A 16,436-nucleotide genomic window follows, 5' to 3' on the forward strand; every position below is an offset into this window, starting at 1 on the left:
GTTTAAGGCAAGAGCCGATCCGGCAACAGGCGCATCAACTGCGTATCGAACCAGGCCGCGAAGGCCGGCGACGGCGTGGCGTCCACCGCCAGGTACCACCAGTCGGGCGCGGCGAAGGCACGGCATTTGACCGCGTCTTTTTCCGTCATGACCACCGGCAGGGACGGCGTGAAGTTCAAGGCCTGGGCGCTGTATTCGGCATGGTCGGCAAACCCGTGCGGTATTGGTCGCCAGTGTAGCGTTTCGAGGGTCTTGAAGAAACGCTGGGGGTTGCCGATGCCGGCAACGGCGTGCAGGGCCTGGCCGGGTGGAAAATGGTCGAGGGGACGGCGCTCGCCACTGGCCAGGTTCACCAGTTCGGTGGGACGCAATTGGAAAGCGAAACCGTCTTCACGGTCGGCACTGGCGCCGTTGTACAGCACGGCATCGACCGATTGCAGTCGCTCGACCGGCTCGCGCAACGGCCCGGCGGGTAAGCACCTGCGGTTGCCCAGGCCGCGGGCGCTGTCGATCAGCACCAGCTCAAGGTCCCGGGCCAACCGATAATGCTGCATACCATCATCGGACAGGATCAGGTCCAGCGGTTCGCTCTCCAGCAGCGCCTGGACCGCGCGACTGCGATCGGGGTCGATCATCAACGGCACGCCCGTGCGCTGGACGATCAGCAGCGGCTCGTCCCCCGCGACGTCGGCGCCCTGCTCGGCCGCGACCCGCCACGGCAGCTGCGGCGGCTTGGCGCCATAGCCCCGGCTGACCACCCCGACCCGCAAGCCACTGCGCTGGCAGTGCTGGATCAGCCACAGGATCAAGGGCGTCTTGCCGGTGCCCCCGACGGTGATATTACCCACCACCACCAACGGCACGGGCGGTTGGTAGATCTGGCCTTCCCCCGCCAGGAAACGCTCGCGCTTGCCCACCACCACCCGCCGATACAACCACTCCAGCGGGCGTAGCAGGGTCAGGGCCGGGTGGCCGTCGTACCACGCGGCAAGCAATCGATCGGACATGGCCATCAGGGTGCGGGCGCCGCCTCGACCGTGGTCATGCGCAGATGGCTGAAACCGAGCTTGCCGGCCGCGTCCATGGCGGTGATCACCGATTGATGAGGGGTCTTGCCGTCGGCGCTGATGGACAGCGGCAGGTTGGTGTCGCCACCGGACTCTTTCTGCAGGGCCTCGATCAGGCTCGCCAGGTCGCTCTTGGGCAGCAATTGGTTGTTCACCGAGAACGCGCCTTCGGCGCTGATGGTGATTTCCAGGTTCTTCAGTTGCTGGTCTTCGGCCGGCGAGCCGCTGACGGCTTGCGGCAATTCAACCTTGAGCTGGGTTTCCCGGGTGAACGTGGTGGTCACAACGAAAAACAGCAGCAGGATGAACACCACGTCGATCAGCGACGCGAGGTTGATCTCGATGTTTTCCCGTGGCTTGCGGCGGAATTTCACTGCTTGCCCCCAGCCAGGTCCACATCACGGTCACCCTGCACCACCTCGACGAGCTTGATGGCTTCCTGCTCCATACCGACGACCAACTCATCGACGCGGCGTTGCAGGAATCGATGGAAGAATACGGCGGGAATACCGACCATCAGGCCGGCGGCCGTGGTGATCAGGGCCTTGGAAATCCCCCCTGCCAGCACGGCGGCATTGGTACTCATGCCGGAGCCGGTAAACGCGCTGAAGATGTCGATCATGCCCAGTACCGTGCCCAGCAGGCCCAGCAGTGGGGACATGGCGGCGATGGTGCCCAGGGTACTGATGTAGCGTTCCAGCTCATGGATGACCCGGGCGGCGGCTTCCTCGATGCACTCTTTCATGATCTCGCGACCATGCTTGGAGTTCGCCAGGCCGGCGGCGAGAACCTCCCCCAGCGGCGAACTGGCCCGCAGCTCCTTGAGCTTGTCCTTGTTCAACTGCTTGTCCTTGATCCAGACCCAGACCTGCCCGAGCAGATGCTCCGGGGTCACGCGGCTGGCCCGCAGGGTCCACAGGCGTTCGGCAACGATACCCAGTGCCGCGATGGAACTCAGAATGATCGGCAACATCATCCAGCCGCCGGATTTGACCAATTCCCACACAGTGACTGCCCCCTCGAAAAAGTGCGCCACTTTATCACACAGACTCGCCTTGCAGACCCGCCCCGCCGATAAGCGCATCAGCCCATTGCGCTGGATCAATGCTGCCCCGGTGGCCTGACGGCGGGCGGATCGCGCCAGTAGCGTCGGCGCCCGGCCTCGGTACGCGGCCATTCGAACGCGCCCAGTTGCAGACGAATGGCACCCAGCTCGGCGCTGTCGTAGATCGCCAGGCCCGAACGACGGTAGCGGGCCATCACTTGGGGATGGGGATGACCGAACGCATTGCCCTGCCCGCGTGAGATCAGCACCGAATGCGGCTCGAGACGTGACAGCAACGCCATCGACGACGAGCTGCGACTGCCGTGATGAGGCGCGGCCAGCCACTGGATCGGCAGCGCCAGGGCCTCGTCGAGCAAGGCGCGTTCGGCGTGGACGTCGATATCGCCGGTCAGCAGCAGGCGTTCGCCGCCGGCGTCCACCCGCAAGACGCAGGATTTCTGGTTGCTTTCGACGGCAGAGGCCCACCGCCACAGTTCGAACCCGACCCCGTCCCATTCCCAGCGCCTGCCGCTGTCGCAAGGCCCGGCCTGCAACTCGGCGGGCAGCGCGTCGGGATCGCCACTGATGACTTCCCTCGTCGCCAGCCCCTTGCGCACGGCGCGGGCGCCGCCGGCATGATCGGCGTCGGCATGGCTGAGGAGCATCAGATCCAAGCCCTGCACACCGAGTTTGCGCAAGGTCGGCAGCACGACGCGTTCGCCCACGTCGGCCTCGCCAAAGCGCGGCCCTGCGTCGTAAAGCAGGGTGTGATGCCGGGTTCGGACCAGCACCGCCAGCCCTTGGCCCACGTCCAGTTGCCAGACTTCGGCGTGCCCTTGCGGCAGATGCTCTCGCGGGGGAAACACCATCAACAACACCATCGGCCATCCCAGCACACGCAGCGGCACACCTGTGGGCAATAGCAGGAAAAAAGCCCCCAGGGCGGCGATGCCCAAGGCCCATGGCGGAACCGCGACAGGGACCCAGGCGGGTATCCGTCCGGCAACCAGCGCCAGCCCCTTGAACAGCAGATCGAGCAACCCGCCGGCGATCCACAGCAGCCCTTCACCCAGGATCGGCACCGACAAAAACGCCGTGCCAAGCAGCGCTGGCGGTAAGACCAGCCAACTGATCCAGGGCACCGCGAGCAGGTTCACCAGCGGTCCGCTGAGGCTGACCGGCAAACCCAGGATCAACAGCAATGGACACAGGCCGACCGCAACCAGCCACTGGGCACGGGTCCAGGTTTGCCACCAGCGCCAGGGCCCCAGGCGAGCGCCAAAGGTGAACATCAAGATGGCGACGGCCGCAAACGACAACCAGAACCCCGGCCGCAGGCTGGCGAGCGGGTCAAACACCAGCACCCCAGTGAAAGCCAGCAGCCACGCCCACCAGGGATCCGGCTGTTTGAAGCGCAAGCGCCACAGCAATACCAGGCCAATCATCGCGCAGGCCCGTCGCACCGGCACCTCGAAACCGGCGAGCAAGCCGTAGCCCAGGGCGGCGCAAAAGGCCAACGCACAGGCCCAAGGCAACCACGCCAGCCCCGCCGGCCACAGACCATAACGTGCCGCACCGGCCACCAACAGGTACACCAGGCCGGCGAGCAGGCCGATGTGTTGCCCGGAGATCACCAGCAAATGGACGGTGCCGGTGTCTTGCAACACCTGCCAGTCCTCGCGACTCAGCCCGCCGCCATCACCCAGGACCAATGCCGCCAGCGCACCGGAGCGGCCGTGGGCATCGACCTGTGCCAGCGCCTGGCGTACCTTGTCACGCCAGGCGCCCTGGGACGTCTGCAGCAGACGCCCCTCCTTGATCGTCCCGGTCGCGCCGATACCGCGGCTCAACAACCAGGCGGCATAGTCGAAGCCGTGTGGGTTCAGCAGCCCGGCGGGCCGCTTGAGCTTCACTGCCAACCGCCAGCGTTCGCCGCTCTTGACGGGCGGGCCACCGAACCAGGCGAGGCGCATCGTTGCCGGTAATCGGGTACGACGTGACTGGGCATCGGCCAGTTCGAAGCGCACCACGCCGTCGCCCTGTTGCGGCAAACCGACGACGCGCCCTTCGACCCAGCGGGTTTCTCCGTCCAGGGCGGCAGGTAGTCGATTGTCCAGCGCACCCTGCGCCGACAGGCAGGCCCAGGCCAGCCCGAACAGGAAAAAACCCAGCGGGTAGGTGCGAAACGGCAACACCATCAGCCCCAGCACCGGCATGGCTGCAACCAGCCACGACGGCGGCAGTGCCGGTAAGAAAACCGGGACCGACAGTCCCAGTGCAAGCGCGACTAACCCTGTGCGCATAACCCGTCCTTGAGAGTGCCCTCTTCAGGCATAGACGGTTCGCGGCACCGCTGGCGTTATCAATTGTCACAAAGTCTGAATCTGCCAGCTGTAGAATCCAGACATACTTGCGGCTTTACTGCGTTGAACCGACCGAGAAGCCTTATGCCCCGGCGCCTATTCAAACGTTACATGCCAGACCCAGAGAGCATTCGGGAACATAAATCCTTACGTTTTCTCGGCACCCTGCTGCACGATCCCAACCTTTGGCACCTCAATCGGCACTCCGTGGCCCGGGCGATGGCTGTTGGCCTGTTCGCCGCATTCTTGCCGATCCCGTTGCAGATGTTGCTGGCCGCCGCGCTGGCCGTCACGGTGCGCGGCAATCTGCCGATTGCGGTGAGCCTGGTGTGGCTGACCAATCCGATCACCATGCCGGCGGTGTTTTTCTGCACCTACCAGACCGGCGCCTGGCTGATGGACGTGCCCGCCCGGACGCTGCCCGAAGAACTGACCTGGGAATGGATCAGCGGCCAGTTGGCCACCTTGTGGCAGCCGTTCCTGCTCGGTTCGGTGGTGACCGGCCTGGTGCTCGGCGCCCTGGCCTACTTCGTCACCATGAGTTACTGGCGCTGGTGGGTGGCGCGACAGTGGCGGCGGCGCAAGAAAAGCCGGATGTGAGATGCAAAAAGGCCTCCTGGGAATGGAGGCCTTTTTAGCGATGCTTCGACTGGCGCCATCGCGAGCGAGCTCCCGCAAGGGAATGCATTTCAATGTGGGAGCGAGCTTGCTCGCGATAGCGGTGTGTCAGCCAGAAAATGACTGAAGGACCCGACGCCATCGCGAGCAAGCTCGCTCCCACAGGGGATTTAGGTACGCATCCCGCGCCCGCTGACCAGCAACCGCGCGCAACCGATGTAGAGCACCACGGTCGCCACCAGCATGAACGTGATGGCGATGCTGATCTTGATATCCGAAACGCCGAGGATGCCGTAGCGAAAGGCGTTGACCATGTGCAGCACCGGGTTGGCCAGGGACACGGTCTGCCAGAACGGCGGCAGCAAGGAGATCGAGTAGAACACCCCGCCCAGGTACGTCAGCGGCGTGAGCACGAACGTCGGGATGATCGAGATGTCATCGAAATTGCGCGCGAACACGGCATTGATGAACCCCAGCAGCGAAAAGATCGTGGCCGTGAGCACCACCACCAAGACCGTTACACCCAGGTGATGCACCTGCAGATCGGTGAAGAACAACGACAGCAGGGTCACGATCAGGCCCACCGCCAGGCCGCGCAGCACACCGCCCAAGGTGTAGCCGATGAGAATCGTATGGGGCGACACCGGTGAGACCATCAGTTCTTCGATCGAGCGCTGGAACTTGCTGCCGAAGAAACTCGACACCACGTTGCCATAGGAGTTGGTGATCACCGACATCATGATCAACCCCGGCACGATGTAGTCCATGTACGTGAAACCACCCATGTCGCCGATCTGCCGGCCGATCAGGTTACCGAAGATCACGAAGTACAAGACCATGGTAATGGCCGGCGGCAGCAGGGTCTGCGGCCAGATCCGCATGAAACGCCGGACTTCACGGTAGACGATGGTATTGAGGGCGATGAGGTTGGGGCGCAGTTCGGAACTCATGCTCATACCGCCACCTTCGCCAGATTCTTCTCCACCAGGGACACGAACAACTCCTCCAGGCGATTGGTTTTGTTGCGCAGGCTTTGCACTTCGATGCTTTGCAGGGCCAGTTGGGTGAACAACCCGGTGATGCCCACGGTCTTGTCCACCTGCACTTCCAGGGTGTGGCTGTCCACCAGACGGGCCGGATAACCGATCAGCTGGGGCACGGTCTTCAGGTCGTGTTTCAGGTCCAGCAGAAAGGTTTCAACATGCAGTTGGCTGAGCAACTGGCGCATGCTGGTGTTCTCGACGATGGTGCCGTGGTCGATGATGCCGATGTTGCGGCACAACTGCTCAGCCTCTTCCAGGTAATGGGTGGTGAGGATGATGGTGATGCCTTTCTGGTTCAACTCGGTCAGGAAGCTCCACATCGAGCGACGCAGCTCGATGTCCACGCCGGCGGTCGGCTCGTCGAGGATCAGCAGGCGCGGCTCATGCACCAGCGCGCGGGCAATCATCAGTCGACGCTTCATGCCACCGGACAGTGAGCGGGACGGCACGTCGCGCTTGTCCCACAGGCCCAGTTGGGTCAGGTACTGCTCGGCGCGTTCGTTGGCGATCTTCGGCGGGATGCCGTAGTAACCGGCCTGGGTCACGACGATGTCGAACGTCTTTTCGAACTGGTTGAAGTTGAACTCCTGGGGCACTACGCCGATGCAACGCTTGAGGGCGGCGGGCTCGCGGTCCAGATCATGACCAAACACATTCACCGTGCCGCTGGTCTTGTTCACCAGGGTGGAAAGAATGCCGATGGTGGTGGATTTGCCGGCACCGTTAGGACCGAGCAAGGCGAAGAAATCACCTTCGGCGACGTCCAGATCGATACCACTCAAGGCCTGGAAACCGTTGCCGTAGGTTTTGGTTAGCTGCCGGATGGACAGAGCGGAACTCATATCGGATTTACGCACCAAGAAGGGAGGGAAGAAAAACATAGATAAGGGCGGGCGGCGAGCAATGCAACCACGGCGCACGAAGGCAATGGTGCTTGGCGTCGCCGCACAAGTACAGTCAAGTGTGTTGATAGTAGGTATTAAGTCAACGCGGTCATGACAGCGTTGCGGTAGGCCGGACGCTGCTGCAACCGCGCGTACCAGGCCTGTAGGCCGGGTCGTTCGGCACGCTGGATGGGCATCTCGAACCAGGCATAAATGAAACTGCCCAGGGGAATGTCACCCATGCCGATTTCATCACCCGACAGGTAAGGCTGTTCGCTCAAGGTCTGCTCGACCATCGCCAGCAAGTCGTCGCACTCTTTGATCGCGGCGTTGATGGCCGCCCAGTCCTGTTGTTCGGCCGGGGTGCGCAAGACACCCCAGAACACCGTGCGAAACGGTGCGGCAAAGCTGGACGTGGTCCAGTCCATCCACTTTTCAGCCTGGGCCCGGGCCTGTATGTCAGCGGGATACCAGGCCGAGCCCGACGCATGACGAGCCACCAGGTAACGCACGATGGTGTTGGATTCCCACAGCACGAAGCCGTCGTCCTCGATCATCGGCACGCGGCCATTGGGATTTTTCGCGCGGTACTCGGGCGTGTCCACTACGCCGAACGCCCCGCCCGCATCGATGGCCTCGTAGGGCAGCCCCAACTCTTCTGCGCACCACAACGCCTTGCGCACATTCGATGAATTTTTCCGGCCCCATATCTTCAGCATCACGGCGTCCTCGATGGATAAATGCCGCAGCAGCATACGCCGGATCAGGCGCGACTCAAATCGCCCTGCATGTCGCCGAGCAAGCGCGGCGCCTGCGCGCCGAACAGGTGCGGGTAGCATTTCTCCAGGTGTTCGAAGAAGAATGCTTCGGGCACATCGGCGAACTGGCCATGGTCGGTGATGTACTCCATCAGCTTCGCCCCTTGCCGATTGAACGGGTGGAAAACGCTGTCGTGACGACCGTCGAATTCCAGCGGGGCCACGTCGAACAACTCGCAAAGCCCCTGGTTGAATGCCGGCGTGGCCTTGACCCAGCGGTCGTTCAGGTACAGCTCGGTATAACCGTGCATGGCGAACACGTCGCTCCTGAGCAATTCCAGCAAGCGCGGCGTAGACAGATGATTGCGGACATCCGCCAGGCCGATGCGCGCCGGGATGCCGCAATGCCGGGCACAGCCGGCCAGCAAGGTGGCCTTGGGCACGCAATAGCTTTCGCCTGCTGCCAGCGCGTAACTGCCACGCAGGGTCGCAGGGTCGCGACTGAAGGTGTAGGGGTTGTAGCGCACCGCCTCGCGCACGGCGTAATACAGGTTGACCGCCTGGGCAAGCGGGTCGCGGTCGGTGCCGCGGTGGGATTCGGCGAAGTCTATGACCGCGGGGTGATCGCTGTCGATGAAGCGGCTGGGGTTCAGGTATTGCTGCATAACAGGAAGGCCTCTCGAGAAACATCACCGCGGATAGAGCTGGCTGTGTTCGAGTTTATCCACGGCCACCCTCCGGCGATAACGGCATTCCGGCCAAACAATGGCGTTTTCTCACCGTGTTAACGAACGATTTCCCACGGCTGTTGCCAACCAGACTGGCGCAATGCAACCAGGGTTTCCCACGAAATCAATCACATCGCGCTGACCGCCGGTTTTGCAGATGCCGTCTAAGCTCTGAAGGTCGGTTTTGCCTTGATTCACGGAGGATTACATATGCTGTTGTTGTGGATACTGGTCCTGGTCGTCGGGATCGCCTGGCTGGCGCATCGGCGCGTCGACCCGCTGCCCGCGCTGGGTATCGTCGCGGTCTACCTGTTGGCCATGGGTATTTTCAGCCATGCGCCCGGCTGGCTGCTGCTGATCCTTTGGGGGGTACTCGCCGCCGTCGCCGCCCCGCTGCTGCTACCGGACCTGCGCCGCAAATATTTCAGCGCGCCGATGTTCGACTGGTTCCAGAAAACCCTGCCTCCCATGTCCGAGACCGAGCGCGACGCCATCGACGCCGGCACGGTGTGGTGGGATGGCGAACTGTTCAGCGGCCGCCCGGACTGGGACACGCTGCTGGCCTACCCCAAGGTGCAACTGACCGAGGAGGAGCAGGCGTTCCTCGACGGCCCCACCGAAGCTCTCTGCGCGATGGTCAGCGACTGGCAGATCGGCCAGGCCATGGACCTGCCGCCTGAAGCCTGGGCCCATATCAAGGAGCACGGTTTCTTCGCGCTGATCATTCCCAAGAAATATGGCGGCAAGGGCTTCTCCGCCTATGCCCACTCCCAGGTCGCGATGAAACTGGCCACCCGCAGCGGCGACCTGGCTTCCACCGTGATGGTCCCCAATTCCCTCGGCCCGGCGGAACTGCTGCTGCACTACGGCACCGACGAACAACGTGACCATTACCTGCCGCGCCTGGCCCGAGGCGACGACATTCCCTGCTTCGCTTTGACCGGGCCGCTGGCCGGCTCCGACGCGGGGGCGATGCCCGACACCGGCATCATCTGCAAGGGCGAATGGGAAGGCCAGGAAACCCTCGGCCTGCGCCTGAACTGGGAAAAGCGCTATATCACCCTCGGCCCGGTGGCCACCCTCCTGGGCCTGGCCTTCAAAGCGTATGACCCCGACCACCTGCTGGGTGAGGAAGAAGACCTGGGCATCAGCCTCGCCTTGATTCCCACCGACACCCCTGGCGTGCATATCGGTCGCCGTCACCTGCCCCTCGGCGCCGCGTTCATGAACGGGCCGAACTGGGGCAAGGACGTGTTCATCCCGCTGGACTTCCTCATCGGCGGCCAGGCCATGCTCGGCAAGGGCTGGATGATGCTGATGAACTGCCTGTCGGTCGGGCGCTCGATTTCCCTGCCGGCGGTGGGCACCGGCGCTGCGAAATTCACCAGCCTGGTGACGGGCCAGTACACCCAGGTGCGCGAGCAGTTCAACGTACCGTTGTCCGCATTTGAAGGCATCCAGGAAGCCATGGCGCGCATCGGCGGCAACGCCTGGATGATGGATGCGGCCCGCATGCTGACCGCCAACGCGGTGGACCTGGGGGAAAAACCCTCGGTGCTGTCGGCCATTCTCAAGTACCACCTGACCGAACGCGGTCGCGAGTGCATCAGCCACGCCATGGACGTGCATGGCGGCAAGGGCATCATCATGGGCCCGAACAATTACCTGGGTCGCAGTTGGCAAGGTGCGCCGATCTTCATCACGGTCGAAGGCGCGAATATTCTGTCGCGCAACCTGATGATCTTCGGCCAGGGCGCCATTCGCTGCCACCCGTTCGTGCTCAAGGAAATGGCCCTGGCAACCCGCGAAGACAAGGACCAGGCGTTGGTGGAATTCGATGCCTTGTTGCTCAAGCACATCGGCTTCGCCGTCAGCAACGCCGCCAGCACCCTGGTGCTCAACCTGGGCCTGGGGCACTTCGAGCGGGTCCCCGGCAATGCCTTGAGCCAGGGCTATTTCCGCGCGCTCAACCGACAGGCCGCGGCGTTCGCCCTGCTCGCGGACCTGAGCATGATGCTGCTGGGCGGCGAGCTCAAACGGCGCGAACGCTTGTCGGCCCGTCTGGGCGACGTCTTGAGCAACCTGTACCTGGCATCCGCCGCGCTCAAGCGTTATCACGACCTGGATTCGCCGGACCACATGACGCCGCTGTTCACCTGGGCCATGGAGGAGAGCCTCGGCCAGTCGGAGCGCGCGCTGGATGAACTGCTGAGCAACTTTCCGAACCGGGTGCTGGGTGTCCTGTTGCGCCTGGTGGTGTTCCCCTTCGGTCGTCGTCACAAGGGGCCGAGCGACCGGCTCGACGCCGAGGTGGCTGCGGTCATCGGCCGGCCCAAGGGTGATCCGACCCTCGAAGAGCTGTTGCAGGGCTGCTATCGCCCGCAATCGAACGACGATCCGGTGGGCGCCTTGCAACACGCCGCCGATCTGCTGTCCGCCGCCCATCCACTGCACAAGAAACTGCACGGTGCGCTCAAGCAGGGTCAGCTCAACCCGGCGCCTGGCGAAGCTCTCGTCGACGCAGCCTTGGAAGCGGGTGTATTGCAAGCCGGTGAGGCGCAGACCCTGCGTGCGGCCGAGGTGGCGCGGCGCAAGGTCATCGACGTGGATGATTTCGATAAGGACGCGTTGACGCTGGCGCAAGACAAGGTCCGTTGATCCTGACGACCCGCTACGCTCGTCACCTGTAAAAGCGGGCGCAAGGGCTTTATACTCCTGCGCCCGTTTTGCTCTTGAGGACTTATCTCGTGTCCAATATCGTTGCCGATCACCTTGTCTTGCTTGACCATTTGCGCAGCATCCTGGTCGCCGTGGGTGAGGCCGAACAGGTGCCCGAAGAAAGCCACGCCTTGTTCCTGGAGCGCTTCGACGAGTTGCGCGCGCAACTGCCCGTCGACCCGATCGAAAGCCAATACCTGGGCCAGGACCTCCTGTGCCAGGTGATCGTTCGTTATCCACAAATCGCCCACCTGGTGCCTCGCGACCTGCTCTGGTACTTCGCCGGTGACTGCCTGCACTACATGCCCGACGAAGAAATCGCCCTGTACCAGGCCCTGGAGGAACGCCGTTTCGAAGCCGAACAGAACGACGAACCTTTCGACTGGAACCAGGAAAAGCAATTGCTGGCAATGTCGGACCAGGACAGCAAGCACTGATAGCGACCGCGATGCAAAGGCCCGCACGGTTAACCCCGGCGGGCTTTTTTTTTCTTGCCGAGGTGCATGGCCGGACGGGCCTGCTCGCGATGGGGCCCGTCAGAACAACCCGTCACTCTCCGGCAACTCATAGTGCGCCGCAACCTTGCCGGAGCGCCCCGCTCCACCCACCTTGTTCAACGTCGGCTCCTTCGCCAGGCACTCCACCAGATAGTCAATGAACACCCGCAGCTTCGGCGGCAGGTAACGGGTCGGTGAGTGCAACAACCACAAGCCACCGTGATAGGAAGCCAGGAACGTCCAGTCTGCCAACACCTGCACGATCAGGCCCTGCTCCAAGGCATGACGGGCGGTGAAATACGGCAGGCTGCCGATACCGATGTGCTGCAACACCGCCCCCAACCGCACCCCCGTGTGATTGGCCGCGTAGCGTCCGCGTACGCCGACGGTGACAGACTTGGTGCCTTTCTTGAATTTCCAGCGCGCATCATTCGGGGTTTCCCCCAGGTAAATGCAGCTGTGCTCCTGCAAATCGTGGGGATGCCTGGGTATACCGTGTTCCGCCAGGTATTGCGGCGTGGCGCAGAGCAAGTGGTCAATGGTCAGCAACTGACGCCCCACCAGCCCGGCCGACGGTTGATCGGTAATCCGGATCGCCAGGTCGACATGGTCGTCGATCAGGTCGACCTGGCGATCCTCCAGGAACAGCTCCACATCGACCTTGGGATAACGACGCAAAAATTCGGGCATGTGCGGATGAATCACGAAACGCCCCACCGCCTTGGGCACGCTGACGCGAATACGCCCCTCGGCCTCCTGAGTGAACTGGCCGCTGACCTCCATCACCGACCGAGCGGCGGCGACCATCTCCTGGCAGCGCTTGAACACTTCCTCCCCGCCATCGCTCAACCGCAACTTGCGGGTGGTGCGCTGCAGCAATCGAGTCGCCAGGGCTTTCTCCAGGCGAGAAATGCTGCGGCTGATGGCCGACGGCGATGAACCTGACTGACGGGCCGCTTCGGAGAAGCTACCGGTCTCCACAACCTTGACGAAAATGGCCATTTCGGCAAGCAACGGCAACGGTAGATTTGTGCTCATGGCGCAACAGTCCTTTGAGATTTGAACGGATTATCACTCTTTTACGCCCTACCTATAATCCCGTCACAATTTCTGATGTGGGTAGGGTCATGACGCTTCGCCTCTTTTTTCATAGCGATGACCTCAAGGCCAGCGTGGAAGTCCTGGATTGCAGCCCTCGGGAAAATGAATTTGCCGTGATCCTGCGCGCCACCCTGTTCCATCCCCAGGGCGGCGGTCAGCCCTGCGACACCGGATGGATCGGCGACAGCCAGGTCGTGCGCGTCGTCCAGGACGGGCAACAGATCATTCATTACGTCGACCGCCCAGTGGCCCCAGGCATGGTCGCGATCCGCGTGGATGAACAACGGCGATTGCTGAATTCTCGCCTGCATTCGGCCGGGCATTTGATCGGCCATTTCGCCGAAAGCCGTGGCTGGAAACCGATCAAGGCCCATCACTGGCCCGGCGAAAGCCGCGTGCAGTTCCAGCCTGGGGAACATCCTGAGGAGCTGGACGCAGCCATCATCCAGAAAGGCATCGATGCATGGATCGCCGAGGACCTGCCGCGCCTGATCGCGCTTCGCCAAGGCACTCGGGAAGTCGGCTTCGGTGAGCTGACGGCCTATGGCTGCGGCGGCACCCATGTACGGCGGCTGCAAGAACTGGGAGCGGTCACCATCGCCTCGCTATCGCAAAAGAAAGGAACGTTGTCGGTGCATTACCACGTGGCCTGATATCCACCCGCCTTGCGGCCAGGAATTGCTCGCAGGCCCATCCCCTCACTCAGACGGACCTGTCTCATGATGCTTGATGTCGAGCACCTCGATCAGTGGTGTATCAAGAAACTGGTAGATGGCGAAGTGCTCGCCGTGCGCTTGAAAAATTTCCTGCCGCAAGCGTTGGCCATTGAAATTGGCAACAAGATCCTGGCCCCCGGTTTCGAAGGCTATATCAACGCCCCCAGCATCGGGCGCATCGGCATGGCCTTCTACGAGGCCGAGAATCAGCCACCACTGATCGAGGACTACTTCCGCCAGGCCGGTCGCAACATCGGCGAGCTGCGCAACCGCTGCGCCCCGTATTCCTCGCCGGTGGACACCTTGCGCTGCATGCTCGACGAAACCTGGCCGGCAGGGGCGCACCTGGAAAGCCTTTATGGCCGAAAGATGTACGTAGGCCTGTCTCGTGTGGTGAAACCCGGCGTGTGCTTCCTGGCCCATCACGATATTTTCGCCAAGGACGCCCCCGACAGTTTTCACGCCCACAGCCTGCAAGCCCAGCTCGCCTGCAACATCTACCTCAACATGCCCTCTGAAGGTGGCGCACTGCAAATGTGGGACAAGCACGTCTCGCCAGGCCTGTTCGATGAAATGCGCGGCGACAGCTACGGCATCGATCCGGCCCTACTGGGCCGTCCGACCTTGGAAGTCCGACCGCAACCGGGTGACTTCATCATGTTCAACTCGCGATGCATGCATTCGGTCAGCCCCGGTGTGGCCGCTCCACGCCTGAGCCTTTCGTTTTTTGTCGGTTATCGCGGCGACTCCTCGCCCCTGACCTTTTGGAGTTGAAATGCTATCCAACTACCTTGGCGAATTCCTGGCCCTGGCCACCCTTCACTTTCTGGCGGTGGTTGCGCCCGGTCCGGATTTCGCCGTGACGATTCGCCAGAGCGTTCGCTTTGGCCGCTGGGTCGGGATCTGTACCGCCCTGGGCATAGGTGCCGGCATCTCAGTGCATGTCCTCTATACCTTGCTCGGCGTCGGTGCGCTGATGCACACCACCGCGTGGTTGCTGACGGCTGCCAAGGTCGTGGGCGGCGCGTACATTCTCTACTTGGGCATCAACCTGCTGCGCAGCCAACCCAAATCCTCCCTTGAAAACCAACAGGACAACGCCGAGGTCGCTGCCGGGCAAACGCCTTTCAAGGCGTTTGCCACCGGTTTCCTGACCAACGCCACCAACCCCAAGGCCACGCTGTTTTTTCTGGCGATTTTCACCACGTTGATCAGCGCGACGACGCCGTTGCCAATCCAGGCGCTGTATGGAATCTGGATGTGCTTGGTGAACGCATTGTGGTTTGTCGTCGTGGCGTTGTTTTTTTCCAGCGCCAAGGTGCGGGAGGTGTTCATGCGCATGGGCCACTGGTTCGAGCGGACCATGGGGGTGGTGCTGATTCTTTTTGCCGGCCGGTTGATCCTTTCCATGTGAATTTGTCCGTTGTAAATCGCGACAAGAGACGGATTATTGACGCTACCTTTCTCGATTTATTCCACCCGTCAGCTTTTAGTCATTTTTTTGTCCTGACGCGTGGCGCTTTGCCATGCTTGAACTACCGTCAGACAGAAGCGAGGACAGGGCCGGAATCGGTGAACGGTCTGGCTAGATGAAAAGGGGCAGCCCGGGCCTCTTAAGTGATCCGAGGCAATGGTTAAGCCTAGGGATGGTCTCTTATCGAGGATCACTTCATGACCCAGCGCACCGCACCCGTTTTAAAACATTTCATTCATGGCCTGTTCTGGATGGGGCTTGGCTTGGAGGCGGCCCAGGCCGTGGCGGCAGACTGTTCACAACTGGACAATCTGCCGGCGACCTTCGAGGTCGGCCAAGGGCTCCAGAGCGAACTGCGCATCCTCGCTCCCGTGACGAAGTTGGCCGTCGGCGACCCGAAAATTGCCGATGTTCAACCCAGTGGCAGCGATGCTTTCATTCTCACAGGCCTGGCGCCCGGCGCGACCAGCCTGATGGTCTGGACGGCCTGCTCGAAGATCCCGCGCCAAAGCATGGTCTTCGTCAAGGGCCGGGCCACTGAGGCGCTGACGGGCGCCGCGAGCATGCCTTCCGAAGACCCGATGCTGCTCGCCCAGGTGCAGACCGACATCCGTTTCGTTGAAGTCAGCCGGACCAAACTCAAGGAAGCCTCGACGTCGATTTTCGGCAGCCGTGGCAATTTCCTCTTCGGCTCGCCGAGGACGTTACCCACCATCGGCGGTGTCATCCGGCCTTCATTGCCGGCCAACAACGACATGTTCAACCTGTCGTTTGCCACCGGTAAGACGCTGTTGATGATCAATGCCCTGGAAGGCAGCGGTTTCGCCTATACCCTGGCGCGGCCGAGCCTGGTGGCCCTCAGCGGGCAGAGTGCGAGTTTCCTGGCCGGCGGCGAAGTACCGATCCCGGTGCCCAGTGCCGGCAGCGACAATGTGTCCATCGAGTACAAGGAGTTTGGTATTCGCCTGACCCTGACCCCCACTGTCATCGGCAAGAATCGCATCGCCTTGAAGGTGGCACCGGAAGTCAGCGAGTTGGACTTCACCAACGCAGTGAACATCGCCGGGACATTGGTCCCCGCCCTCACCGTGCGCCGCACCGATACCAGCATCGCCCTGGCCGATGGCGAAAGTTTTGTCATCAGCGGCCTGATCAGCACCCGCAACAGTTCCCAGGTGAACAAGTTTCCTGGGTTGGGCGATGTGCCGATTCTCGGCGCGTTCTTTCGTGACAACTCCATCAACCGTGAAGAACGCGAACTGCTGATGATCGTCACGCCGCACCTGGTCCAACCGTTGGCGGCCGACGCGCAACTGCCAACTTTGCCGGGCGAACAACTGCGCAATTACGACCCGAACTTCTACCGCATGTACTTCCTCGAACATGGCGAGTTCGACAACCGCAGCGGGCTTTCCCAATGAGCC

At 62.3% G+C, this 16,436-nt stretch carries 16 protein-coding genes; 7 read left to right on the forward strand and 9 right to left on the reverse strand.

Annotated features, from left to right (window positions below; translation table 11 throughout):
- Positions 1-2: 2 nt before the first annotated feature.
- The 4 genes from lpxK to ACMTA2_RS23920 form a co-directional block, all read right to left on the reverse strand.
- A complete protein-coding gene (gene lpxK, locus ACMTA2_RS23905) occupies positions 3-1,013 on the reverse strand; it encodes a tetraacyldisaccharide 4'-kinase (RefSeq protein WP_413792049.1) in 1,011 nt (336 codons plus the stop codon).
- On the reverse strand, positions 1,013-1,441 hold the full coding sequence (locus tag ACMTA2_RS23910; protein ID WP_013694002.1) for an ExbD/TolR family protein: 429 nt from the start codon (positions 1,439-1,441) through the stop codon (positions 1,013-1,015). Before ACMTA2_RS23910 ends, lpxK begins: the two co-directional genes overlap by 1 nt.
- Positions 1,438-2,073 (reverse strand): MotA/TolQ/ExbB proton channel family protein, encoded by a 636-nt coding sequence (locus ACMTA2_RS23915; protein ID WP_413795711.1) that lies wholly within the window; start codon positions 2,071-2,073, stop codon positions 1,438-1,440. Before ACMTA2_RS23915 ends, ACMTA2_RS23910 begins: the two co-directional genes overlap by 4 nt.
- A gap of 95 nt (positions 2,074-2,168) precedes the next feature.
- Entirely contained in the window at positions 2,169-4,415 is a 2,247-nt protein-coding gene (locus ACMTA2_RS23920) for a DNA internalization-related competence protein ComEC/Rec2 (RefSeq protein WP_413792050.1), read from the reverse strand.
- 144 nt (positions 4,416-4,559) lie between these two features.
- Between ACMTA2_RS23920 and ACMTA2_RS23925 the strand changes: the two genes are divergently transcribed.
- Entirely contained in the window at positions 4,560-5,075 is a 516-nt protein-coding gene (locus ACMTA2_RS23925) for a DUF2062 domain-containing protein (RefSeq protein ID WP_413792051.1), read from the forward strand.
- A gap of 188 nt (positions 5,076-5,263) precedes the next feature.
- On the opposite strand, the gene ACMTA2_RS23930 is transcribed toward ACMTA2_RS23925, so the two are convergent.
- From ACMTA2_RS23930 to ACMTA2_RS23945, 4 genes are all read right to left on the reverse strand, one after another.
- On the reverse strand, positions 5,264-6,043 hold the full coding sequence (locus ACMTA2_RS23930; RefSeq protein WP_053124195.1) for an ABC transporter permease: 780 nt from the start codon (positions 6,041-6,043) through the stop codon (positions 5,264-5,266).
- Positions 6,044-6,045: 2 nt separating this feature from the next.
- Positions 6,046-6,978, reverse strand: a complete 933-nt coding sequence (locus ACMTA2_RS23935) for an ABC transporter ATP-binding protein (protein WP_413792052.1) — start codon at positions 6,976-6,978, stop codon at positions 6,046-6,048.
- Between the two features lie 137 nt (positions 6,979-7,115).
- Positions 7,116-7,739 (reverse strand): glutathione S-transferase family protein, encoded by a 624-nt coding sequence (locus tag ACMTA2_RS23940; protein ID WP_413792053.1) that lies wholly within the window; start codon positions 7,737-7,739, stop codon positions 7,116-7,118.
- A 44-nt stretch (positions 7,740-7,783) separates the two neighbouring features.
- Positions 7,784-8,443, reverse strand: a complete 660-nt coding sequence (locus ACMTA2_RS23945; protein ID WP_413792054.1) for a transglutaminase-like domain-containing protein — start codon at positions 8,441-8,443, stop codon at positions 7,784-7,786.
- Between the two features lie 273 nt (positions 8,444-8,716).
- Between ACMTA2_RS23945 and ACMTA2_RS23950 the strand changes: the two genes are divergently transcribed.
- Together ACMTA2_RS23950 and ACMTA2_RS23955 are read left to right on the forward strand one after the other, a co-directional pair.
- Entirely contained in the window at positions 8,717-11,164 is a 2,448-nt protein-coding gene (locus ACMTA2_RS23950) for an acyl-CoA dehydrogenase (RefSeq protein WP_413792055.1), read from the forward strand.
- An 89-nt stretch (positions 11,165-11,253) separates the two neighbouring features.
- On the forward strand, positions 11,254-11,661 hold the full coding sequence (locus ACMTA2_RS23955; RefSeq protein ID WP_003179340.1) for a PA2817 family protein: 408 nt from the start codon (positions 11,254-11,256) through the stop codon (positions 11,659-11,661).
- A 99-nt stretch (positions 11,662-11,760) separates the two neighbouring features.
- Here the strand turns inward: ACMTA2_RS23955 and ACMTA2_RS23960 are convergent, their stop codons facing one another.
- Positions 11,761-12,759, reverse strand: coding sequence for a LysR family transcriptional regulator (locus tag ACMTA2_RS23960; protein ID WP_413792056.1), 999 nt, complete (start codon positions 12,757-12,759; stop codon positions 11,761-11,763).
- 89 nt (positions 12,760-12,848) lie between these two features.
- Here ACMTA2_RS23960 and ACMTA2_RS23965 point away from each other — a divergent pair, with 89 nt between their 5' ends.
- From ACMTA2_RS23965 to ACMTA2_RS23980, 4 genes are all read left to right on the forward strand, one after another.
- Positions 12,849-13,475, forward strand: coding sequence for an alanyl-tRNA editing protein (locus tag ACMTA2_RS23965; RefSeq protein WP_413792057.1), 627 nt, complete (start codon positions 12,849-12,851; stop codon positions 13,473-13,475).
- Between the two features lie 66 nt (positions 13,476-13,541).
- Entirely contained in the window at positions 13,542-14,312 is a 771-nt protein-coding gene (locus tag ACMTA2_RS23970; RefSeq protein WP_413792058.1) for a 2OG-Fe(II) oxygenase family protein, read from the forward strand.
- Position 14,313: 1 nt separating this feature from the next.
- On the forward strand, positions 14,314-14,952 hold the full coding sequence (locus tag ACMTA2_RS23975; protein ID WP_413792059.1) for a LysE family translocator: 639 nt from the start codon (positions 14,314-14,316) through the stop codon (positions 14,950-14,952).
- Between the two features lie 257 nt (positions 14,953-15,209).
- Positions 15,210-16,433 (forward strand): type II and III secretion system protein family protein, encoded by a 1,224-nt coding sequence (locus ACMTA2_RS23980; RefSeq protein ID WP_413792060.1) that lies wholly within the window; start codon positions 15,210-15,212, stop codon positions 16,431-16,433.
- Positions 16,434-16,436 lie beyond the last annotated feature (3 nt).

It is taken from the genome of Pseudomonas medicaginis (genome assembly GCF_965119365.1).
Taxonomy (GTDB): domain Bacteria; phylum Pseudomonadota; class Gammaproteobacteria; order Pseudomonadales; family Pseudomonadaceae; genus Aquipseudomonas.